Origin of the sequence: Streptomyces sp. 147326 (assembly GCF_045000215.1) — a bacterium.
GTDB lineage: Bacteria > Actinomycetota > Actinomycetes > Streptomycetales > Streptomycetaceae > Streptomyces.
The window spans coordinates 3,915,288-3,934,033 of record NZ_CP134201.1 but is presented as its reverse complement, the minus strand read 5'-3'; the positions used below and the strand labels follow the sequence as shown (position 1 = coordinate 3,934,033).

Here is an 18,746-nt window from a genome sequence, read left to right as displayed (position 1 = left end):
CCCCGTGCGGACCCGTACTCATCAAGGAGTACGGGTCGGCGCTCAGCCACACGCTAGTCACGCAACGCGACGATCGTCCCGTGAATCCAACTATTCAGGCGGCGCTCATGCGCGAGCGTCTCTACCTGCGCTCACCCCGATCCGTCGCAGCTGCACGGCACTTCACACGTGACACCTTGCGGGCGTGGGGGGCGACCGAACGCCTCGACGACGTGTTGCTCTGCGTGAGCGAGCTGGCAACCAACGCGCTGCGGTACGGGGTCCCGCGCGGCCGGGGTTACCTGCTGCGGCTGTTCGGCTTCGAGGACGGGACCGTACGGGTCGAGGTTCACGACAGCGGGCCCGGGTTCTGCCGGATCACCGGGCGGCCCCACGGGCACGGGCTGACGCTCGTCGCCGCGGTCGCCGACGACTGGGGGGTGCTGGCGCGGACGCCGGGGAAGGTCGTCTGGTGCGAGTTCCGCGGGGGTGCCTGCTAGCTTCGGATGCTCGGAAGACGCATCAAGGGGGGCCAGTGTCACGTCCGTTGCGGTGGGCTGTCGTCATCGGGGGCACGGCGATCGTGTTCCTGCTCAGCTTCAAGCTGGGCCAGGCGGACCCCTTCGGCTGGTTGCCGGACAAGGACTCGGACAAGGTGGCCGCCGCCGCCGGCTTCGCCGGGGCCATGGCGGCGGCCTTCGGGCTCGCCGGGGCCTGGTGGGCCGGCAGCGGGCCGGGCGCCGCCAGTGCCGGGCAGACCGTCGTGCGGCAGCGGGCCCGCGCCTCCGGGACCGGTCAGATCACCCAGTCCGGCGGCAGCCCCACTCCCGGTCTGCTGGACCAGCGGGCTCGGGCCGACGGCGACTCCCGCGTGCAGCAGACCACCGACACCGGCACCGCCCCCACCCCCTAGTGGGCAACGAACAGTGGGCCCGCGCCGACGGGAACGCGCGGATCACCCAGGTCGCCGGTGACCACATCACCTACGCGGCCGGGGCAGGCCCCGCGCCCCGGGCGCTGCTCGGCCTGCCCGACGCGCCCCCGGCCCTGGTCGGGCGCGACGGGCCGGCCAAGGAACTGGTGGGGCTGCTCGCGGAGGGCGGCCCGCGCGTCGTCGTGGTGGCCGGGCTGGCCGGCGTCGGCAAGAGCGCGCTGGCGGTGTCCACGGCCCACCGGGCCGTGGAACTGGGCTGGTTCGGCGACCGCGTGTTCTTCCTGTCGCTGCGCGGCTACGCCCCCGACGGCGGGGTGAGCGGCCCGCAGGCGGTCCAGGAGATGCTGCGCCACCTGGGCGTCCGCGACACGGACCTGCCGGAGTCGCCGGAGGGCCGGCTGGCGCTGTACCGGGCGAAGCTGGCGGCCTTCGCCCAGGCCGGGCAGCGCGTGCTGATCGTGGCCGACGACGCGGGTGCGGTCGGGCAGGTGCGCGACCTCGTACCGGCCACGGACGCGCACCGGCTGCTGGTGACCTCGCGGCACCGGCTCGTGGCGCCCGGGTTCGCGGGGCAGGTGCTCCCGCTGTACGAGCTGGCGGAGGAGCCCGCGGCCGAGCTCCTCGCCGACGCGGTGCTGCGTGCGTGGCCGGACGACCCCCGGCCCGTACGGGAACCCGAGGCGCTGGCCGGGATCGCCCGGCGGTGCGGACGGCTGCCGCTGGCCCTCGCGGTGGCGGGGGCGGTGCTGGCGGGCGATCCCGGGCTGTCCGCGGGGGAGCTGGCGGAGCGGCTGGCCGAAGCCCGGAGCCGGCTGGAGGCGCTGACCTTCGACGAGGGCGGCGTACCGGTGGGAGTGCGGGCCGCGTTCGACCTCTCGTACGCACGGCTGCCCGCCGACCAGGCGCGGATCTTCCGGCTGCTGACGGTGAACCACGGCCCGGACTGCCGCACCGAGTACGCCGCCCTGCTCACGGGCGAGGGCGAGGACGTACGGGCCAAGCTGGCCGCGCTCGTACGGGCCAGCCTGCTGACGGAGCAGCCGGTGGGCTCGGGGCGGTGGCGGATGCACGACCTGCTGCGGCTGTACGCGCTGGAGCGGGGCGAGGAGTGCGCCGAGGAGGACGGGCGGGAGGAGGTGACGGACACTTTCCTGGCCAACCTGGTCTTGACCACCGGAGTGGCGCAGGAGCTCTTGGGAGTGAACAGTCCGGGCAGCAGTGGGCCGGGACTGCCCTCCGTGGCGCAGGCGCTGGAGTGGCTCGACACGGAGCGGCCGATGCTGGTCGCCGCTGTGGGCGTTGCCGCCGACTCCGGTCGGGTGGACACCGCCGTGGAACTGGCCGACCTCCTGGCTCCCTACCTCCAGCTCTACGGACACGCGCAAGAACACTTGCTGATGGCGCGCCACGTACTCGCGGCCGTGCGCACGACGGGCAGGCCCGACGGCCTGGCCGTCGCGGTCTGCGACCTCGGCAGCGCACTGTGCCAGGCGGACGACGGGGAGGCCACCGAGCGGCTGACGGAGGCCCTCGCCCTGTTCCGCGAGGCCTCTGACAGGGAGGGGGAGGGCAGGGCGCTGACCCTGTTGGGCACCTCGTACGCTGCCGCGCGCCGTTTAGAGGAGGCACGGCAAGCTCACCAGCGAGCGTTGGAGATTTACCGCGAGGTGGGGTTCCTGCACGCGGAAGCCGCGGTGCTGCTGGCGCTGGGCAGCGACCTCCAGCACCTGGGACGGCTGGATGAGGCGATCGCCATGCAGCGGCAGTCTCTCGCCCTCATGCGGGAGCTGGGCGACAGGCACCGCGAGGTCATCGTGCTGGACGCACTTGGTGAGGCGCTCTGGGCGGCGGGACGGGGCGAGGAGTGCCTGGTCGTATGGGAAGAGGCACTCGTCATCGTGCGGGATCTGGGCTACCGGACCCGCATGGCGTGGATCCTGAACCGGATCGGGTTATCGCTTTTGTCCACGGGTTCGTCGCACGAGGTGCGGGCCCGTTTCGAGGAGGCGCTGAGCCTCTTCACCGAAGGGGGAGACCGGGACGGCGAAGGCGTGGTGATGATCAACCTCGGCGTGCTGCACCAGCGGGAGGGGCGGTGGACGCAGGCGTTGGAGGCGCACGAGCGGGCCTGCGCGCTCTTGGACGCTGTGGGGGACCAGGCCGCTGCGGTGCGGGCACTGGCCGGGACCCTGGGCGGTCTGAGCCGCTTTGCGGAGGCGGCGGAGGGTTTCGAGCGGGCCGCGGCGGGCTTCGCCGCAGTCGGCGACACGAAGCGGGAGGCCAAGTGCAGGCAGGAGGCCGCGGACATGCGCGAGGCGGCCCGGCGCCGCTGGTGGCACCGGTTCACGAGGTGAGGGGCGCACGGGGGAGGTTTCCCCGTGCGCCGGGTGACATCAGGTCAGCTCAGCCGACCTGCTCCGGGGCGGTCGCCGTGATCACCGAGAAGACGCCGCCCTGGGGGTCGGCGAGGACGGCCATCCGGCCCGCCACCATGTCGAAGGCCGGGGCCATGACGCTGCCTCCGGACCGTACGGCGGCGGCCTGGATCTCGTCGACGCTGTCCACGTGGAAGTACGGCATCCAGTGCGGCGGCACCCCGGCCGGCAGCTTGGCCAGGTCCATCATTCCGCCGACCGCGCGGTCGTTCACCTTGAACTCGGTGTAGTCCCCGGCGTCCGGCATCGTGGACCGGGCCGTGGTGACGGGCAGGATGGCGGTGTAGAAGGCGGCCGCGGCGGGGACGTCGGGGGTGTTCAGCTCGTTCCAGATGAGGGCGCCGTGCTCGTTGACGATGCCGGCGCCGTCGAAGGTGCCGGCCTGCCACAGGCCGACGGCGGCGCCGGTGGGGTCGGTGATCACGGCCATCCGGCCGAGGTCCATGACGTCCATCGCGCCCATCATCACCGAGCCGCCGGCGTCGGTGACCGACTTGAGGGTGGAGTCGAGGGAGTCGGTGGCCAGGTACGTGGTCCACGCGGTCGGCGGCATCGGGTCCGGGACGGTGCCGTCCGGGTTGCTCGCCTTCATGATGCCGGCGACCGGCTTGCCCTTGAGGGTGCAGACGGAGTAGCCGCCCTGTTCGGCCGGGCCGATCTCGCCCTGCCAGCCGAAGAGTTCCTTGTAGAAGTCCAGGGCCGTCTGCTGGTCGGGGACCATCAGGTCGATCCAGCAGGGGGTGCCGGGCTTGTAGGGGCCGTTCATGTCGGGCACGGAGGCCTCCGGTGGTCGGGTGGGGGAAGGACGGGCCGTCCCCTACCCGGGGTGCACGGACGCAATCGGGCCGTTCGGGTGAACGGCGGGCGTGAGTGCGAGCCGGGCGGCCGCCCAGCCGAAGACCAGGCAAGCGGGGGTGTACAGCGCGAGATTGAGGGTGTGGAAGGGGCTGCCGGCCGGGCTGTCGAGGAGTCCGGCGGCCCAGCCGAGGCCCGCGAGGCCCCGTACGGCCAGTCCGGTGGCGACGGCGGCGGTGACGGCCCGCGTGATGCGGCCGCCGCGGCCGCGGGAGTGGGCCAGGACCGCGGTGGCGCCCGCCAGGGTCACGGCGGCCAGCGGCAGCACCACTTGGGGCCCGAAGGAGGTCTCCAAGCCGAGGACGGCCAGGGACAGCGCCCGCTCGTCGGCGGCGGGCCAGGTCGCGCCGGTGGCCCAGTACAGGTGGAGCAGTCCGTCGGCGGCGAGGAGGGCGGCGACGGCGTGTCCGGCGCGGCGCCGGGTGGTGGTCTCGGTCTTCATGCCTCGAAAGAGGGGGCCCACAGGGAGAACATTCCCTGTGGGCCCCGTCACGCGGCCGAGGTGGCGACCGGATCCGAGCTGTCGGCTCAGGCGGTGGCGCGGCGGCGGCGGCCGGTGCCCGCGACCAGGGCGGCGCCCATGGCGAGGGCCACGCCCGCGCCGCCGAGGGCCCAGGTGGTGGCCGCGTCGGCGCCGGTGGCGGCGAGTTCGCCGCCGGTGCCCTTGGTGTTGTCGACGATCGGCTTGGAGCCGCCGTTCGGCTTCGGCTGGTTGCCGTTGTCACCGGTGGCCGGGTCGGCGGCGACGATCTTCGTCAGGCGGGCCTTGGAGTACGAGTGCGCCCACGGCGTCGGGGTGTCCGGGCCGACCTGGGAAGAGCCCCAGGAGGAGATGCGCAGGTCGCCGAGCGGCGCGTCGGCCGTCAGGCGGATGCGGACCTGGATGTCGAAGCTCTGGCCGTCCGCGACGGGGCCGCCCGCGAGGTCGACCCCGAGGAACACGCCCTCCTCCTCGGACCGGATCTCGGCCTCGTGCCAGCCGGCCTTGCCGTTCTTGTCCTTGCTCAGGACCTCGACCTTGACCTGGGAGCCCTTCATCGGGACCCAGTCCGGCCGGGCCAGGACCAGGCCGACGTCGAAGCCGTCCAGGGCCCTCTTGCCGGAGTTGTCGACGCGGACGGACAGGTTGGTCCAGTCGCCGCCGGCCTTGACGGTCTCCGGTACGCCGTTCACCGCGAGCGCGGGGCCCTCGACGAACGGGTCCTCTTCGCCGTCCTCGGCGCCTTCGATCTTGGCGTCGTACCAGCTGCTGGGGCCGTACTTCCAGCCGTCGGCGCTGATGCTCACGGCGTCGGAGGCCATGTCGAAGTTGATGCGCGGGGCGTCCGCGGTGAAGCGGATCCGCACGTCGATGTCGTAGCTCGCGCCGCGGTCGAGGGTGCCGACGGTGCCGATGAAGTAGTCGCTCATGCTGGTGGCGTCGGTTTCGTGGTCGAGCGCCGTGGCGGGCCACCAGTAGCTGCTGCCGTCCGTGCGGACGATGCGCGACTCGATCTCGTAGTGGCCGGCCTTCAGCTTGCCGCCGGCCTTGTCGACCGAGAGGCGGGGCTGGAGTCCGTTGACCCAGTCGCCGCCCGAGTTGTCGACCGACACCTTCAGCTGGGTCCAGTCGCCGCCCGGCTTGAAGCCGTTCTTCGGGATGCCCGCGACGGTGACGTCGGGGCCCATCATGATGCCGTCGGAATCGGCGTGCTGCTTGTCCGCGGCGGGCTTGGCGTCCTTCGCGGGCTGCTCGGCGGGCGCCGGGGCCGGGGCGGTCGGCGCGGGCGACTCGACGACGGGCGCCGGCTTCTCCGCGACCGGCGCGGGCTTCTCGGCGACCGGCTTGTCCGCGGCGGGCTTCTCGGCGACGGGCGTGGTCGGCGCGCCGGCGTCGGCGGTGGCGTCGTCCTTCGGCGCCACGTCAGGAACGATCACGGCCGGCTGGTCGGCTGCCATGGCGGGCGTGGCGGTCAGGATGGTCGGTCCGGCCACGGCGACCGCGGCGACCGCGGCCATGCGCTTGATCTTCTTCATTTGTTTCCCCCATACATCTTCTTTTGAACATGATCAGATTAATGGGGGTGGCGGGAAAGTTGATGGCTTAAACATCACGAAACGCCAACGACCCCGGCAGCGGCTGCCGGGGTCGTTGACCTTTGGTGCGTTCTGTCCGGAGTCCGGATGTCAGAGCTTCTCGGGCGTCCGGATCCCGAGGAGGGACATGCCCTTGGTCAGCGTGCGGGCCGTCAGGTCGCACAGGAACAGGCGGTTCTCGCCGACGACGAGCTCGGGCTCGGGCTTCACAACCGGGCACTGCTCGTAGAACGTCGCGAACAGCGAGGACAGCTGGTAGAGGTACGCGGCCACCTTGTGCGGGGCGTGCTCCGCGGCCGCCTCGGCGATGAGCTCGCCGAAGTGGTCCAGGTGCAGGCCCAGCGCGCGCTCGGCCGGCGCCAGCTCCAGCTCCGGGTGCGCGACCGGCTTGCGGTCGCCCGCCTCGCCCGACTTGCGGAGGATCGACTTGATCCGGGCGTACGCGTACTGGAGGTACACGGACGTGTCACCGGTCAGCGAGACCATCTGGTCCAGGTCGAACTTGTAGTCCCGCGCGGCCGAGGTGGACAGGTCGGCGTACTTGACCGCGCCGATGCCCACGTACTGGCCGTTCTCGACGATCTCCGCCTCGGTCAGACCGACCTTCTCGGCCTTCTCCCGCACCACGGCCGTGGCGCGGTCGACGGCCTCGTCCAGCAGGTCCACCAGCCGGACCGTCTCGCCCTCACGGGTCTTGAACGGCTTGCCGTCCTTGCCGAGGACCGTGCCGAAGGCCAGCTGCACGGCCTTGACCTCGTCGTTCAGCCAGCCCGCGCGGCGGGCCGTCTCGAAGACCATCTTGAAGTGCAGGGACTGCCGCGCGTCGACCACGTAGATCAGCTCGGTCGCGCCCAGGTTGCCCACGCGGTCGCGGATCGCCGACAGGTCGGTCGCCGCGTAGCCGAAGCCGCCGTCCGACTTCTGCACGATCAGCGGGGTCGGGTTGCCGTCCGGGCCCTTGACGTCGTCGAAGAACACGCAGAGCGCGCCGTTGGAGCGGACGGCGACGCCCGACTCCTCCAGCAGCTTGCAGGTCTCCACCAGCATGTCGTTGTAGCCGGACTCGCCGACCACGTCGGGGTCCTGGATGTCCATGTCCAGCTTGTTGAAGACGGAGTAGAAGTAGATCTTCGACTCGTCCACGAACCGCTGCCAGAGGGCGAGGGTCTCCGGGTCGCCCGCCTGGAGGTCCACCACCCGGGCCCGGGCCCGCGTCTTGAACTCCTCGTCGGAGTCGAAGAGGGCGCGCGAGGCCTTGTAGAGGCGGTTGAGGTTGGACATGGCCTCCTCGCCGGAGACCTCCTCGTCCGACTTGTGGTCCAGCTCGTGCGGGTGCTCCAGCAGGTACTGGATGAGCATGCCGAACTGGGTGCCCCAGTCGCCGATGTGGTGGCGACGGACCACCTTCTCGCCCGTGAACTCCAGGATCTCCACCATCGCCGCGCCGATCACGGCCGAGCGCAGGTGCCCGACGTGCATCTCCTTGGCGACGTTCGGCTGCGCGTAGTCGATCACCGTGGTGCCCGGGTTCGCCGCGAGCGGGACGCCGAGCCGGTCGTCGAGGGCACGCGCCGCCAGGGTCTCGATGATCGCCTTGTCGGTGATGGTGATGTTGAGGAAGCCGGGGCCCGAGACCTCGATCTCCTGGATCAGGTCACCGGTCGGGATGCCCTCGACCACGGTCGTCGCCAGCTCGCGCGGGTTGGCCTTCGCCTTCTTCGCGAGCGCCAGGATGCCGTTGGCCTGGAAGTCGGCCCGGTCGCTTCGTCGCAGCAGCGGGTCGGCGGCACCGGCCTCCGGCAGGGCGGAGGCGAGGGCGTCCGCGACGCGCTGATTGACGGAAGAAGCGAGGGAAGGGACCGAGGCCATGAGCTGCCGTTCCTGTGAGGGTGTGCCGGTGGGTGCACTTGGTTGTTCCGACAAGAGCTGAGTATCCCACGCGGGGGCAACCCGTTTCCCGTTGGAAAAGCAACCCCGGAGTGGCCCGTCACGTCTGGGAGAATGGCTGAAGCCAGCATTCGAGATAGAAGGACGTGTCGTGGCTCAGAGCAGCACCGAGACCGACTGGGTCTCCCGTTTCGCGGACGAGGTCATCGCCGAGGCGGAGCGCCGAGCACCCGGCAAACCTGTCGTCGTCGCGTCCGGACTCTCCCCCTCCGGGCCGATCCACCTGGGCAACCTCCGCGAGGTCATGACCCCGCACCTGGTCGCGGACGAGATCCGCCGCCGCGGCTACGAGGTCCGCCACCTCATCTCGTGGGACGACTACGACCGGTACCGGAAGGTCCCGGCGGGCGTGCCCGGCATCGACGAGACGTGGGCCCAGCACATCGGGCGCCCGCTGACCGCCGTGCCCGCGCCGGCCGGCTCCGCGTACCCGAACTGGGCCGAGCACTTCAAGGCCGTCTTCGTCGAGGCACTGGCCGAGATGGGTGTCGAGTACGACCCCATCAGCCAGACCGAGCAGTACACCACCGGTGTCTACCGCGAGCAGGTCCTGTTCGCGATGAAGCACCGCGGCGACATCGACGCGGTCCTCGAGCGGTACCGCACCAAGCAGAAGCCGGGCGGCAAGAAGCCCCAGCAGAAGCAGGTCGACGAGGCCGAGCTGGAGGCCGCCGAGGGCTCCGGAGCGGCCGCCGAGGACGACGGCAGCACCGGCGAGGGCGGGTACTTCCCGTACAAGCCGTACTGCGGCGAGTGCGGCAAGGACTTCACCAAGGTCACCTCGTACGACGACGAGACCACCGAGATGACCTACGTCTGCACCGAGGACGAGTTCACCGAGACGGTCAAGCTCAGCGAGTTCAACCGCGGCAAGCTCGTCTGGAAGGTCGACTGGCCCATGCGCTGGGCCTACGAGGGCGTCATCTTCGAGCCCTCCGGCGTCGACCACTCCTCGCCCGGCTCGTCCTTCCAGGTCGGCGGCCAGATCGTGCACATCTTCGGCGGCGAGCAGCCGATCGGACCGATGTACGCGTTCGTCGGCATCAGCGGCATGGCCAAGATGTCCTCCAGCAAGGGCGGGGTCCCCACCCCGGCCGACGCGCTGAAGATCATGGAGCCGCAGCTGCTGCGCTGGCTGTACGCGCGCCGCCGCCCCAACCAGTCCTTCAAGATCGCCTTCGACCAGGAGATCCAGCGGCTCTACGACGAGTGGGACAAGCTGGAGGCCAAGGTCGCCGACGGCTCCGTCCTGCCCGCCGACGCCGCCGCGCACACCCGCGCCGTCCGCACCGCCGCCGCCGAGCTGCCGCGCACCCCGCGGCCGATGCCGTACCGGACGCTCGCGTCCGTCGTCGACATCACCGCCGGACACGACGAGCAGACCCTGCGCATCCTGACGGACCTCGACCCGTCGCAGCCGCTCACCTCGCTCGACGAGGTACGGCCGCGCCTGGACCGCGCCGAGAACTGGATCACCACCCAGGTCCCGGCCGACCAGCGCACCCTCGTACGCGAGGAGCCCGACACCGAGCTGCTGTCGTCCCTGGACGACGAGGGCCGCGAATCGCTGCGGCTGCTGCTGGAGGGCCTCGACTCCCACTGGTCCCTCGACGGACTGACCACGCTCGTCTACGGCGTCCCGAAGGTCATGGCCGGGCTGGAGCCCGACGCCAAGCCGACCCCCGAGCTCAAGGTCGCCCAGCGGACGTTCTTCGCGCTGCTGTACCGGCTCCTCGTGACCCGGGAGACCGGGCCCCGACTGCCCACCCTGCTGCTGGCGGTGGGCGCGGACCGGGTGCGCAAGCTGCTCGCCGTCTGAGCCCCGGCTCCGCACACATGCGGAAGGGCCCGCACCCCGAGGGGTGCGGGCCCTTCCGCATGTTGCCACCGGCCTGCCGCTACGCGGGCTCGGACTCCCGGTCCTTGTGGTGCTGCTGCCGGAACGACGGGATCAGCCGGCGCAGGAGCGTACCGCTGCGCGGGTGCGTCATGCCGAAGCGGTCCGAGAGCGTTATGTCGAGAACCTCGACGGACGGGTAGGTCTGCGTCTCCTCGACCAGTGCGCAGAACACCTTGTACGCGACCTCGGCGAACTCGGCCTCGTCGGGCGTCACCGGGCCCTCCTCCGGGCCCTGCTGCGCCTCGGCGGCCTGGGAGCCCTGGAGGCCCTGGAGGCCCTCCTCCTGGCGGGGCGCCGGGATCGGAAGGTCCTGCTGCACCGGCTGCTGCTCCTCCGGCCCCATCGGGGGCAGGACCGGAGTCGGCTCCAGCCCCTCGACGTACTGGGGGTTGTAGCCGCCCTCGTACGCCGCCTGCGGAGCCTTCGGCGCGGCGAACCACGCACTGTTGTGCGCCGCCGGCATCGCCGTCGGCTCCACCGCGAACGGCGGTGGGCCGTGCGTCACGGCGGGCGCACCCGGGACCGCACCCACACCCTGCGCCGCCTCGGCGGCCTGCCGGGCCTGCTCCGCCTGCTGGGCGAGCCCCGGAGCGCCCACCGCGCCCGCCCCGGCCACCAGGGCCGGCGCACCCGCCGCACCCTGCTGATCCAGCGGGGGCAGCACCGCCGGCTCGATGCCCGTCACCGCCAGCGCCTCAGGCGCCGTCTCCTTGAGCGGCACACCGATCCGGGCCAGCTTCAGCGGCATCAGCGCCTCCACCGGAGCCTTCCGCCGCCAGGAACGCCCGTACCGCGCCTGCAGGCGGGCCTGGTAGATCAGCCGGTCCTGCTCCATGCCGACCGCCTGCTCGTAGGAGCGAAGCTCCCACAGCTTCATCCGGCGCCACAGTTTGAACGTGGGTATCGGCGACAGCAGCCACCGCGTGATCCGCACGCCCTCCATGTGCCGGTCCGCGGTGATGTCCGCGATCCGGCCCACCGCGTGCCGGGCCGCCTCCACCGTCACCACGAACAGGATCGGGATCACGGCGTGCATGCCGACACCCAGCGGGTCCGGCCAGGAAGCCGCACCGTTGAAGGCGATCGTCGCCGCCGTCAGCAGCCACGCCGTCTGGCGCAGCAGCGGGAAGGGGATGCGGAGCCACGTCAGCAGCAGGTCCAGCGCGAGCAGCACGCAGATGCCCGCGTCGATACCGATCGGGAACACCAGCGAGAAGCTGCCGAAGCCTTTCTGCTGGGCGAGCGTGCGCACCGCGGCGTACGAGCCCGCGAAGCCGATCCCCGCGATGACCACGGCTCCCGCGACCACGACGCCGATGAGTATCCGGTGCGTACGAGTCAGCTGCATCGCGGCCACCCGCGATCCCCTCCCCTTGTCGAGCACATACCGAGCGCTGAGCACTTACCGAGCCTTTACCGAGCTGCGGCAGGCACAGCGTACGGGTGACTGGATGTCAGTGCCCCAGGAGGCCCCGCCCCGCCACCACCACTGTTGCCGGGGCTGCGGTTACTGCTGGGGCTGCGGCGACTGCGACTGCGGCTGCTCCGCCTGCTGCTTGTTGGCGGCGTCGACCGAGGCCACGGCCTCCTTGGCCGCCGCGACGGCGTCCTGGAGCAGCTTCGCCTGGTCCGGAGCACCGGCACCCTCGTACGCGGCACCGTTGTAGTCGAGCGTGACCACCACGTTCTGGGTGCGCGCCACGATCGTCGTGTTGAAGAAGTCGACGTCCTTCTTGACGCTGTAGACGACCGACGTCCCCTGGTCGCCGATCCCCTCCGTGGCCTCGGGCTTCAGGTTCTGCGCGCCCTCGGTCACCTTCGCCTTCTCGACCTGCTTGTTGTACTCCTCCTCGGCGCGCTTGTTGGCGCTGCCGAGCGAGGCGTGCGAGTCGGCGCGGAAGAAGGAGAGCGACAGCCAGCGGTACTGCGAGCCCTTCAGACCGTCCGAGTCCAGGCCGTTCCAGGAGCAGCTGGCACGGCTGGCCAGGTCGTTCGACTTGGCCGCCGTACCGTTCTTGTCCTTCGCCTCCGGAACGACCGTGTCTATCGTCGCCGTCTGGAGCGCCTTGCAGGGGTCCGGAAGCGTGGCGTACGCCGCCTTCTCCAGCTCGGGGGAGGACTTCGCGTTGGGCTTGGCCGACGAGGAGGCCGTGGACTTCTTGCCGCCGTTCGAGCCCGAGTCCTTGCCCGAGTCGGACGAGCACCCGGCGACGGTGAGGATCACCGGGACGGCTGCGCAGGCGAGAACGCGGGTGAGGCGCGAGGCTGATCGGTGCATGGTTCCTTCAGTGCGTGTGAGGGTCATCTTCGGACGCGGGACCCGGGCAACGGTAGCCGGAGCGGGTGCCCGCCTGCTGTGCGCGGCGTCACGCCCGGCCGCGGCGGGCGCCGTTCACTCGTTGAAACGCTCCACCAGGGCCTGCGCCAACTGCTGTGCCCTGTCCTGGGTTTCCGCACTCGGCGGGACCGTGCCGGGCAGGGACGGCTGCACGCTGTACTCGACCTTGACGATGACATTCGAGGTACGGAACACAATCCGCACGGTGCGCGCCTGCGCGGCGGTGGCCCCGGCGGGACTCAGCTTGTCCTCGATGAAGGCCTGGCCGCCGAGGCCGTCCAGGACGCGGGAGCCGAGCTCGACCGGCGCGGACGGGCTCCCGCCGGGGGACGGCGCTCCGGGGGACGGCGCTCCGGCGGAGGGCGTGGCCCCGGGCGTGGCGGAGACCGTGGGCGTGGGAGCGGCGGGAGCGGCGGGAGCCGAGGGAGTCGGGCTCGTGGCCGGGCCGGGGAAGGGAAGTTTCGCGTCGGTGAGCAGGCGTACGTAGACCTGCTTCGCCTTGTCGTCGTCGCTGGTGGCGGTCCGGTCGTACGAGACCACGCGCTCGAAGCCGACCGACAGCAGCCGCGTCTCCTCCGGCGTCTGCGCGGTCCAGCGGCAGCCGACGTGCCGGTCGCCGTCGTACGAGGCGTCCGCGACGCCGGCGTACAGCTGGTCGCGCTGCTCGGGGGTCAGGCTGTCGCCGGCCGGCAGCATCGCCTTGAGCTTCTTGCTGTCGACACCGGCCTTGCAGGGCGCGGGCAGACTGCGGTACTTCCCCGGCTGGGCGGGCGCGGCGGGGTTGCCGCCGGCCTTCGAGTCGCTGGTGCCGCCGCCGCTGCTCCCGCCGGTGCACCCGGTCAGACCGAGCGCGCCGGCCGCGAGCGCGGTGAGCACCGCGATGCCTGGCAGGATCCGCGACCCTCGCCGTACCGCCTTGCGCTGCACGTCCACTGGCTCCCTTCGACCGGCGGGCCCCCGTCGGTCAGGAAAATGCGTTGCCGCTACTTGGTCACGGCTGGACACAATGTCTATCGCACACGCTGGTGCTGGCGCCGGTCCCCTGTCGTATTTGGGATCAAGAGCGAGGCTTTTTGCGCAATCTGACTTTTCTGTGGTTTTCGGGGGATTGATTCCGTATGTCGTATGTAGAGGTACCCGGGGCGAACGTCCCCATCCGGATGTGGACCGACCCGGCGTCGGTCGAGGACGGCGCGATGCAGCAGCTGCGCAACGTCGCCACCCTCCCGTGGATCAAGGGCCTGGCCGTCATGCCGGACGTCCACTACGGCAAGGGCGCCACCGTCGGCTCGGTGATCGCCATGAAGGACGCGGTCTGTCCGGCGGCGGTGGGCGTGGACATCGGCTGCGGCATGTCGGCGGTGAAGACGTCCCTGACGGCGAACGACCTGCCGGGGGACCTGTCCAAGCTCCGCTCGAAGATCGAGCAGGCGATCCCGGTGGGGGCCGGGATGCACCGCGAGGCGGTGGATCCGGCGCGGTTGTACGGGTTCACGGAGGCGGGCTTCGGTGATCTGTGGGAGCGCTTCGACTACCTCGCGGATGCGGTGAAGTTCCGGCGGGACCGGGCGATGCGGCAAACCGGAACGCTCGGATCCGGGAATCATCATATCGAACTGAATGTCGATGACGAGGGAGCGGTGTGGCTGACACTGCACTCGGGATCACGGGGCATCGGCAACCAGCTGGCCGAGCACCACATCGGTATCGCGCGGAGTCTCTCGCACAACCAGGGGCTGATTGACCGGGATCTCGCAGTGTTCCTTGCGGCAACTCCGGAGATGGCTGCGTACCGGCACGACCTCTACTGGGCGCAGGAGTACGCCAAGTACAACCGCGCCGTGATGATGAGCCTGTTCAAGGAGGTCCTGCGCAGGGAATTCCGGAAGGCGAAGGTCTCCTTCGACCAGGAGATCAGCTGCCACCACAACTACGTGGCGGAGGAGCGGTACGACGGCATGGACCTGCTGGTCACGCGCAAGGGTGCGATCCGCGCCGGGAGCGGTGACTACGGGATCATCCCCGGCTCGATGGCGACCGGCACGTACATCGTGAAGGGCCTCGGCAACACGGCCGCGTTCAACTCCGCCTCGCACGGCGCGGGCCGGAGGATGAGCCGTACGGCGGCGAAAAAGCGGTTCTCCGCGCGGGACCTGGTGGAGCAGACCCGTGGTGTCGAGTGCCGCAAGGACTCCGGCGTCGTGGACGAGATTCCGGCGGCGTACAAGCCGATCGAGCAGGTCATGGAGCAGCAGCGCGACCTGGTGGAGGTCGTGGCCAAGCTGAGGCAGGTCGTCTGCATCAAGGGCTGACGCCTGGGTGCGGCTGTCGGAGGAGCGGGGGAGCCCGGACCGATCGTGATCGGTCCGGGCTCCCCCGCGTCTATTCCTCAGACCCTGCCGGTGCGCAGGCGCCAGAGGCGCATGGCGCAACTCTGTTCGGTCCGGTCGAGGGCGATTCCGGCTGCCGCGGGGTCGTTCAACCGCAGAAGGGTCTCGTCGTCCTTCGGGGTCCAGCGGCGGCGGGGCGGGGCGATCCGCATGTCCACCGGCCGGACCCAGCTGCGGATTTCGACGGCCTTGGCCTTCTTGCGCTCCAGGCCCAGGCAGCCGTCGTAGTACAGGTGCGCGGCCAGCTCCATCGCCGGTTTTTTGGTGTAGAGGATGTTGTAGATGCCGTCCCTGGCGTTGCGCTTGATGGTGCGCTCCGCCCCGGTGACCTTCTTGGCGAAGTGGCACAGGTAGGCGCCTACTGCCGTGCTGGCGGTGGTGAGCGAGACGAACGGAAGGCCCTGGCCCGTGTAGCCGACGGAGCCATCGGCGTCGATGACGCCGCGAAGGTAGTCGCGGCGGGAGAACTCCCCACGGGGCGGCTTGATCGTCATGGACTTGCGCCCATAGGGAATTCCGAGTTCGTTGAGCACGCTCCGGGCTTCGAGCGAGCAGAGACTCCACGTCGCCGAGTTGTGAGACGCGGCGAAGTTGGTTGTCCGGGTGCGCTCCGTGATGGAGCTGTAGTACGGGGTATGTCACATGGCCTGGAAGGGGCTCAGTCCTCGTCCCCGTCGAGGAGGCGGTCCACGGGGAGTTCGAGGGTGATGCCGATGGATTCGGGGAGGGGGACGGACGTGCCGCGCTTGAACGCCTTGCGGGAACGGTATTCGCCGCCGCGGGGGTCGGTGTGGAGCACGGCCTCGTCGTGGCGTCGGTCGGCGACCAGGTAGATCGGGATGCCGGCCTGGGCGTAACAGTCGACCTTGGTGCCGAGGTCGTCGGACCAGTTGGACGAGGTGACCTCCACGACCATGCGGAAGATGTGGGGCGCGAAGCAGTTCTTCTCGACGTGCGCATCTCGGTAGTCGGACTCGACGAGCGAGAGGTCCGGAATCGCGAAGTCGGTCGGTCCCGACGGCAGCCACAGGCCGATTCCCTGGAGGTATTTGAGGCCCGCCTGTCGGGCCCCGGCCGTGAAGAGCTCCTCGATGAGCCAGGTCAAGGATTCGGCGTGCCGCCCGTCGGCAGGTGGTGTCACGGTGAGCCTCCCCTGGAGAATTTCCACTCGGTGCCCGGGAAGCTCCCTGGAGAGTCGATCGGCGGCCTCCGCGATCGTGGTCTCGTGCTGTATCACGGCCATAGCTTCCTCCCTTTCGTGGCTCACGCTTTCGGAGGGTAGCCGCGCCCGCTGACATTTCGCGCGGATTCACCCATACGGACCTGGGGTGCGCGGGTCGTCAACTTCCGCTTGCGGCAGGAGGGTTGACGGTCGAGTTGGTCTAGACCAGGGTGTGCGGCATGGGGAGATCTCGTGTGGTTCCGGCCGCGGTCGCGGCGTTGTCGCTCGCTCTGGGGGCCGCCGGGTCCGCGCAGGCGGGGGTGGGGTTGCCGGCTGTCGTGGCGCATGTGCCGACGCAGGAGAAGGTCGTCTTCATCACGATCGACGACGGGTGGAACCACGATCCGGAGGCGGCCCGGATCCTGCTGGAGAAGCGGGTGCCGGTGTCGTTGTTCCTGCTGCCCGGGGCGACCTCGTACGACACCGGGTACTTCACCCGGCTCGTGGAGGAGGGGCGGGCGGGTGTGGAGAACCACACCGTCAGCCATCCGGATCTCACGACGCTTGACGCGGTCGGGAAGGACGCCGAGGTGTGTGGGGCCGGGGAGCGGATCGAGGCGGACTTCGGGCGGGCGCCGAAGCTGCTGAGGCCGCCCTACGGGGCCGTGAACGACGAGGTGCGGGTCGCGGCCAAGGCGTGCGGGGTGAAGGCGGTCGTCACGTGGACGCACGACTTCACCACCTGGGGCGAGACGCCCCCCACGCCGCGGCTGGAGGCCGGGGACATCGTGCTGCTGCACTTCACGCCGACGCTGGCGGCGGACCTGGAGCGCGCGCTGGGCGCGGCCAGGGCCGCGGGGCTGAAGCCCGCGGCCCTGATGCCGCACCTGAGGGCGGCGGGAGTCCTCTAGAGCTCGCGGTGGACCTTCGTGTTCGAGGCCTGGGCGCGGGGGCGGACCACGAGGAGGTCGATGTTGACGTGGCTGGGGCGGGTCACCGCCCAGGTGATGGTGTCGGCCACGTCGTCGGCGGAGAGGGGTTCGGCGACGCCCGCGTAGACCTTTTCGGCCTTTTCGGCGTCGCCGCGGAAGCGGGTCTTCGCGAACTCCTCCGTCTTGACCATGCCGGGGGCGATCTCGATGACGCGTACGGGCTGGCCGACGATCTCCAGGCGGAGGGTCTCGGCGAGGACGCGGGCGCCGTTCTTGGCCGCGACGTAGCCGGCGCCGCCCTCGTACGTGGAGTGGCCGGCGGTGGAGGAGAGGACGACGACCGTGCCGTCGCCGGAGGCGGTGAGGGCGGGGAGCAGGGCCTGGGTGACGTTGAGGGTGCCGATGACGTTGACCTCGTACATCGTGCGCCAGTCGGCGGGGTCGCCGGTGGCGACGGGCTCGGCTCCGATGGCGCCGCCCGCGTTGTTGACGAGCACGTCGCAGCGGTCGAGGGAGGCGGCGAGGGCGTCGACGGCGGCGCGGTCGGTGACGTCGAGGGCGTGGGCGGCCGCGGAGTGGCCGGCGTCGGTGAGCTCGGCGGCGAGGGCCTCGATGCGGTCCTTGCGGCGGGCCGTGAGGACGACGTGGTAGCCGGCGGCGGCGAGCTGCCGGGCGGTGGCCGCCCCGATCCCGCTGCTCGCGCCGGTGACTACGGCGGTTCGGGTGGCCGGTGCCGTGCTCATCTACGGGCTCCTCGGTCGTGCGTAGGTCGTTCATACGGGCGATTACCCGCCAGCATAGGCGTGGCCCGGCGGCCCCGGCGGGCCGCCGGCTCAGCGCCCGCGCGGGGCGTACATGATCACGGCCGTGCCGGCGAGGCAGACGAGGGCCCCGATGACGTCCCAGCGGTCGGGGCGGTAGCCGTCGGCGACGACGCCCCAGAGGAGGGATCCGGCGACGAAGACTCCGCCGTAGGCGGCGAGGACGCGGGCGAAGTCGCCCTGGGGCTGGAGGGTGGCGGCGAAGCCGTAGAGGCCGAGGGCGATCACTCCGGCGCCGATCCAGGCCCAGCCCTTGTGCTCGCGGAGGCCCTGCCAGACGAGCCAGGCGCCGCCGATCTCCAGGAGGGCGGCGAGGGCGAAGAGTGCGGCGGAGCGTGCGATCAGCATGGCTGGAAGCGTACGAGGGCGGCTGGGGCAGATGGGGGTACGGCCCGCCCTCATTCGTGTGATGGTCCGATCGGCCGTGGCTGCCGCTGGCTAGCCTCCGCGCGAGGAGGTGGTGGCGGTGCGCCGTGGTGCCGTACGGAGTGTGGTGGTGGCGGGGTTGCTGGCGCTGGGTACGGGTGCGGCTGCGCCGCCCGGGTGGGCCTCGACGCGGGCCTCGGCTACGGCCGGACCGGAGGCCGACGTGGCGTACCACGGCCGGGTCCACCTGTCGGGGGCGCACCTGCGGATCTGGCTGGTCCCGGAGAACGACGGGCCGGCCGCGCTGGCGAACGCGACGCTGCGGGTGCGGCTGTCGGCCGAGCTCGCGGACCGGCAGGAGCTGGCGGAGGGCTGCGCGCGGGCCGGGTTGCGCGAGGTGGTGTGCGAGACGGGCCCGCTGCCGCTGCACGGGCGGGGCCGGCACATCGGGCTGGCGCTGGCGCTGCGGGAGCGGGTGCCGGAGGTGGTGGTGCGGGTCGACACGTGGTGGAACGGCGGTGCGACGGACCGGAACCACGTGAACAACGAGCGCGTGGTGCTGGCCCTGGACACGGGTGACGCTTACGCCTTCTAGTGGCTGCTGCTTCTAG

18 protein-coding genes are annotated in these 18,746 nt (G+C 71.1%); 7 read left to right on the top strand and 11 right to left on the bottom strand.

Translation table 11 applies throughout. The features are described 5' to 3' along the window. The first annotated feature begins 107 nt into the window (after window positions 1-107). From RIU97_RS17540 to RIU97_RS17530, 3 genes are read left to right on the top strand one after another with little or no spacing between them, the layout of a single operon-like run. A complete protein-coding gene (locus RIU97_RS17540; RefSeq protein WP_404962870.1) occupies window positions 108-479 on the top strand; it encodes an ATP-binding protein in 372 nt (123 codons plus the stop codon). 35 nt (window positions 480-514) lie between these two features. Beyond that, the gene (locus RIU97_RS17535) at window positions 515-892 is read left to right on the top strand and encodes a hypothetical protein (protein ID WP_404957817.1); all 378 of its coding nucleotides are present in this window, start codon (window positions 515-517) and stop codon (window positions 890-892) included. Next, on the top strand, window positions 892-3,267 hold the full coding sequence (locus RIU97_RS17530; RefSeq protein ID WP_404957815.1) for a tetratricopeptide repeat protein: 2,376 nt from the start codon (window positions 892-894) through the stop codon (window positions 3,265-3,267). Before RIU97_RS17535 ends, RIU97_RS17530 begins: the two co-directional genes overlap by 1 nt. Before the next feature lie 49 nt (window positions 3,268-3,316). Here RIU97_RS17530 and RIU97_RS17525 read toward each other — a convergent pair whose 3' ends face one another. The 4 genes from RIU97_RS17525 to argS form a co-directional block, all read right to left on the bottom strand. Beyond that, window positions 3,317-4,114: a VOC family protein gene (locus tag RIU97_RS17525; protein WP_404962869.1), complete on the bottom strand. Its 798-nt coding sequence runs from the start codon at window positions 4,112-4,114 to the stop codon at window positions 3,317-3,319. A 51-nt stretch (window positions 4,115-4,165) separates the two neighbouring features. Then, window positions 4,166-4,645 carry a DUF3995 domain-containing protein gene (locus RIU97_RS17520; protein ID WP_404957813.1) on the bottom strand — a complete coding sequence of 160 codons (480 nt, stop codon included), beginning with the start codon at window positions 4,643-4,645 and terminating at the stop codon, window positions 4,166-4,168. Window positions 4,646-4,731: 86 nt separating this feature from the next. Then, window positions 4,732-6,219: a hypothetical protein gene (locus RIU97_RS17515; protein ID WP_404957811.1), complete on the bottom strand. Its 1,488-nt coding sequence runs from the start codon at window positions 6,217-6,219 to the stop codon at window positions 4,732-4,734. Window positions 6,220-6,369: 150 nt separating this feature from the next. Further along, window positions 6,370-8,148 carry an arginine--tRNA ligase gene (argS, locus tag RIU97_RS17510; protein ID WP_404957809.1) on the bottom strand — a complete coding sequence of 593 codons (1,779 nt, stop codon included), beginning with the start codon at window positions 8,146-8,148 and terminating at the stop codon, window positions 6,370-6,372. 169 nt (window positions 8,149-8,317) lie between these two features. On the opposite strand from argS, the gene lysS reads away from it, so the two are divergent. After that, complete coding sequence (gene lysS / locus RIU97_RS17505; protein WP_404957807.1) at window positions 8,318-10,045, top strand: lysine--tRNA ligase; 1,728 nt, start codon at window positions 8,318-8,320, stop codon at window positions 10,043-10,045. A gap of 79 nt (window positions 10,046-10,124) precedes the next feature. Here lysS and RIU97_RS17500 read toward each other — a convergent pair whose 3' ends face one another. The 3 genes from RIU97_RS17500 to RIU97_RS17490 form a co-directional block, all read right to left on the bottom strand. Continuing rightward, window positions 10,125-11,483 (bottom strand): DUF2637 domain-containing protein, encoded by a 1,359-nt coding sequence (locus RIU97_RS17500; protein ID WP_404957805.1) that lies wholly within the window; start codon window positions 11,481-11,483, stop codon window positions 10,125-10,127. A gap of 150 nt (window positions 11,484-11,633) precedes the next feature. Further along, window positions 11,634-12,404, bottom strand: coding sequence for a DUF3558 family protein (locus RIU97_RS17495; RefSeq protein ID WP_404957803.1), 771 nt, complete (start codon window positions 12,402-12,404; stop codon window positions 11,634-11,636). A gap of 114 nt (window positions 12,405-12,518) precedes the next feature. Further along, on the bottom strand, window positions 12,519-13,391 hold the full coding sequence (locus tag RIU97_RS17490) for a DUF3558 domain-containing protein (RefSeq protein ID WP_404957801.1): 873 nt from the start codon (window positions 13,389-13,391) through the stop codon (window positions 12,519-12,521). 191 nt (window positions 13,392-13,582) lie between these two features. Between RIU97_RS17490 and RIU97_RS17485 the strand changes: the two genes are divergently transcribed. Further along, entirely contained in the window at window positions 13,583-14,776 is a 1,194-nt protein-coding gene (locus RIU97_RS17485) for an RtcB family protein (protein WP_404957799.1), read from the top strand. Between the two features lie 77 nt (window positions 14,777-14,853). On the opposite strand, the gene RIU97_RS17480 is transcribed toward RIU97_RS17485, so the two are convergent. Both RIU97_RS17480 and RIU97_RS17475 read right to left on the bottom strand, forming a co-directional pair. After that, window positions 14,854-15,387, bottom strand: a complete 534-nt coding sequence (locus tag RIU97_RS17480) for a hypothetical protein (RefSeq protein WP_404957797.1) — start codon at window positions 15,385-15,387, stop codon at window positions 14,854-14,856. A gap of 125 nt (window positions 15,388-15,512) precedes the next feature. Next, the gene (locus tag RIU97_RS17475; protein ID WP_404957795.1) at window positions 15,513-16,097 is read right to left on the bottom strand and encodes a Uma2 family endonuclease; all 585 of its coding nucleotides are present in this window, start codon (window positions 16,095-16,097) and stop codon (window positions 15,513-15,515) included. Between the two features lie 158 nt (window positions 16,098-16,255). On the opposite strand from RIU97_RS17475, the gene RIU97_RS17470 reads away from it, so the two are divergent. Then, window positions 16,256-16,927 (top strand): polysaccharide deacetylase family protein, encoded by a 672-nt coding sequence (locus RIU97_RS17470; protein WP_404957793.1) that lies wholly within the window; start codon window positions 16,256-16,258, stop codon window positions 16,925-16,927. Here RIU97_RS17470 and RIU97_RS17465 read toward each other — a convergent pair. Continuing rightward, complete coding sequence (locus RIU97_RS17465; protein ID WP_319725493.1) at window positions 16,924-17,691, bottom strand: SDR family oxidoreductase; 768 nt, start codon at window positions 17,689-17,691, stop codon at window positions 16,924-16,926. The two genes, RIU97_RS17470 and RIU97_RS17465, sit on opposite strands and share 4 nt — an antisense overlap. Before the next feature lie 90 nt (window positions 17,692-17,781). Further along, window positions 17,782-18,117 (bottom strand): YnfA family protein, encoded by a 336-nt coding sequence (locus RIU97_RS17460; protein ID WP_404957791.1) that lies wholly within the window; start codon window positions 18,115-18,117, stop codon window positions 17,782-17,784. 118 nt (window positions 18,118-18,235) lie between these two features. Here RIU97_RS17460 and RIU97_RS17455 point away from each other — a divergent pair, with 118 nt between their 5' ends. Beyond that, complete coding sequence (locus tag RIU97_RS17455; RefSeq protein WP_404957789.1) at window positions 18,236-18,730, top strand: hypothetical protein; 495 nt, start codon at window positions 18,236-18,238, stop codon at window positions 18,728-18,730. The last annotated feature ends 16 nt before the right edge of the window (window positions 18,731-18,746 follow it).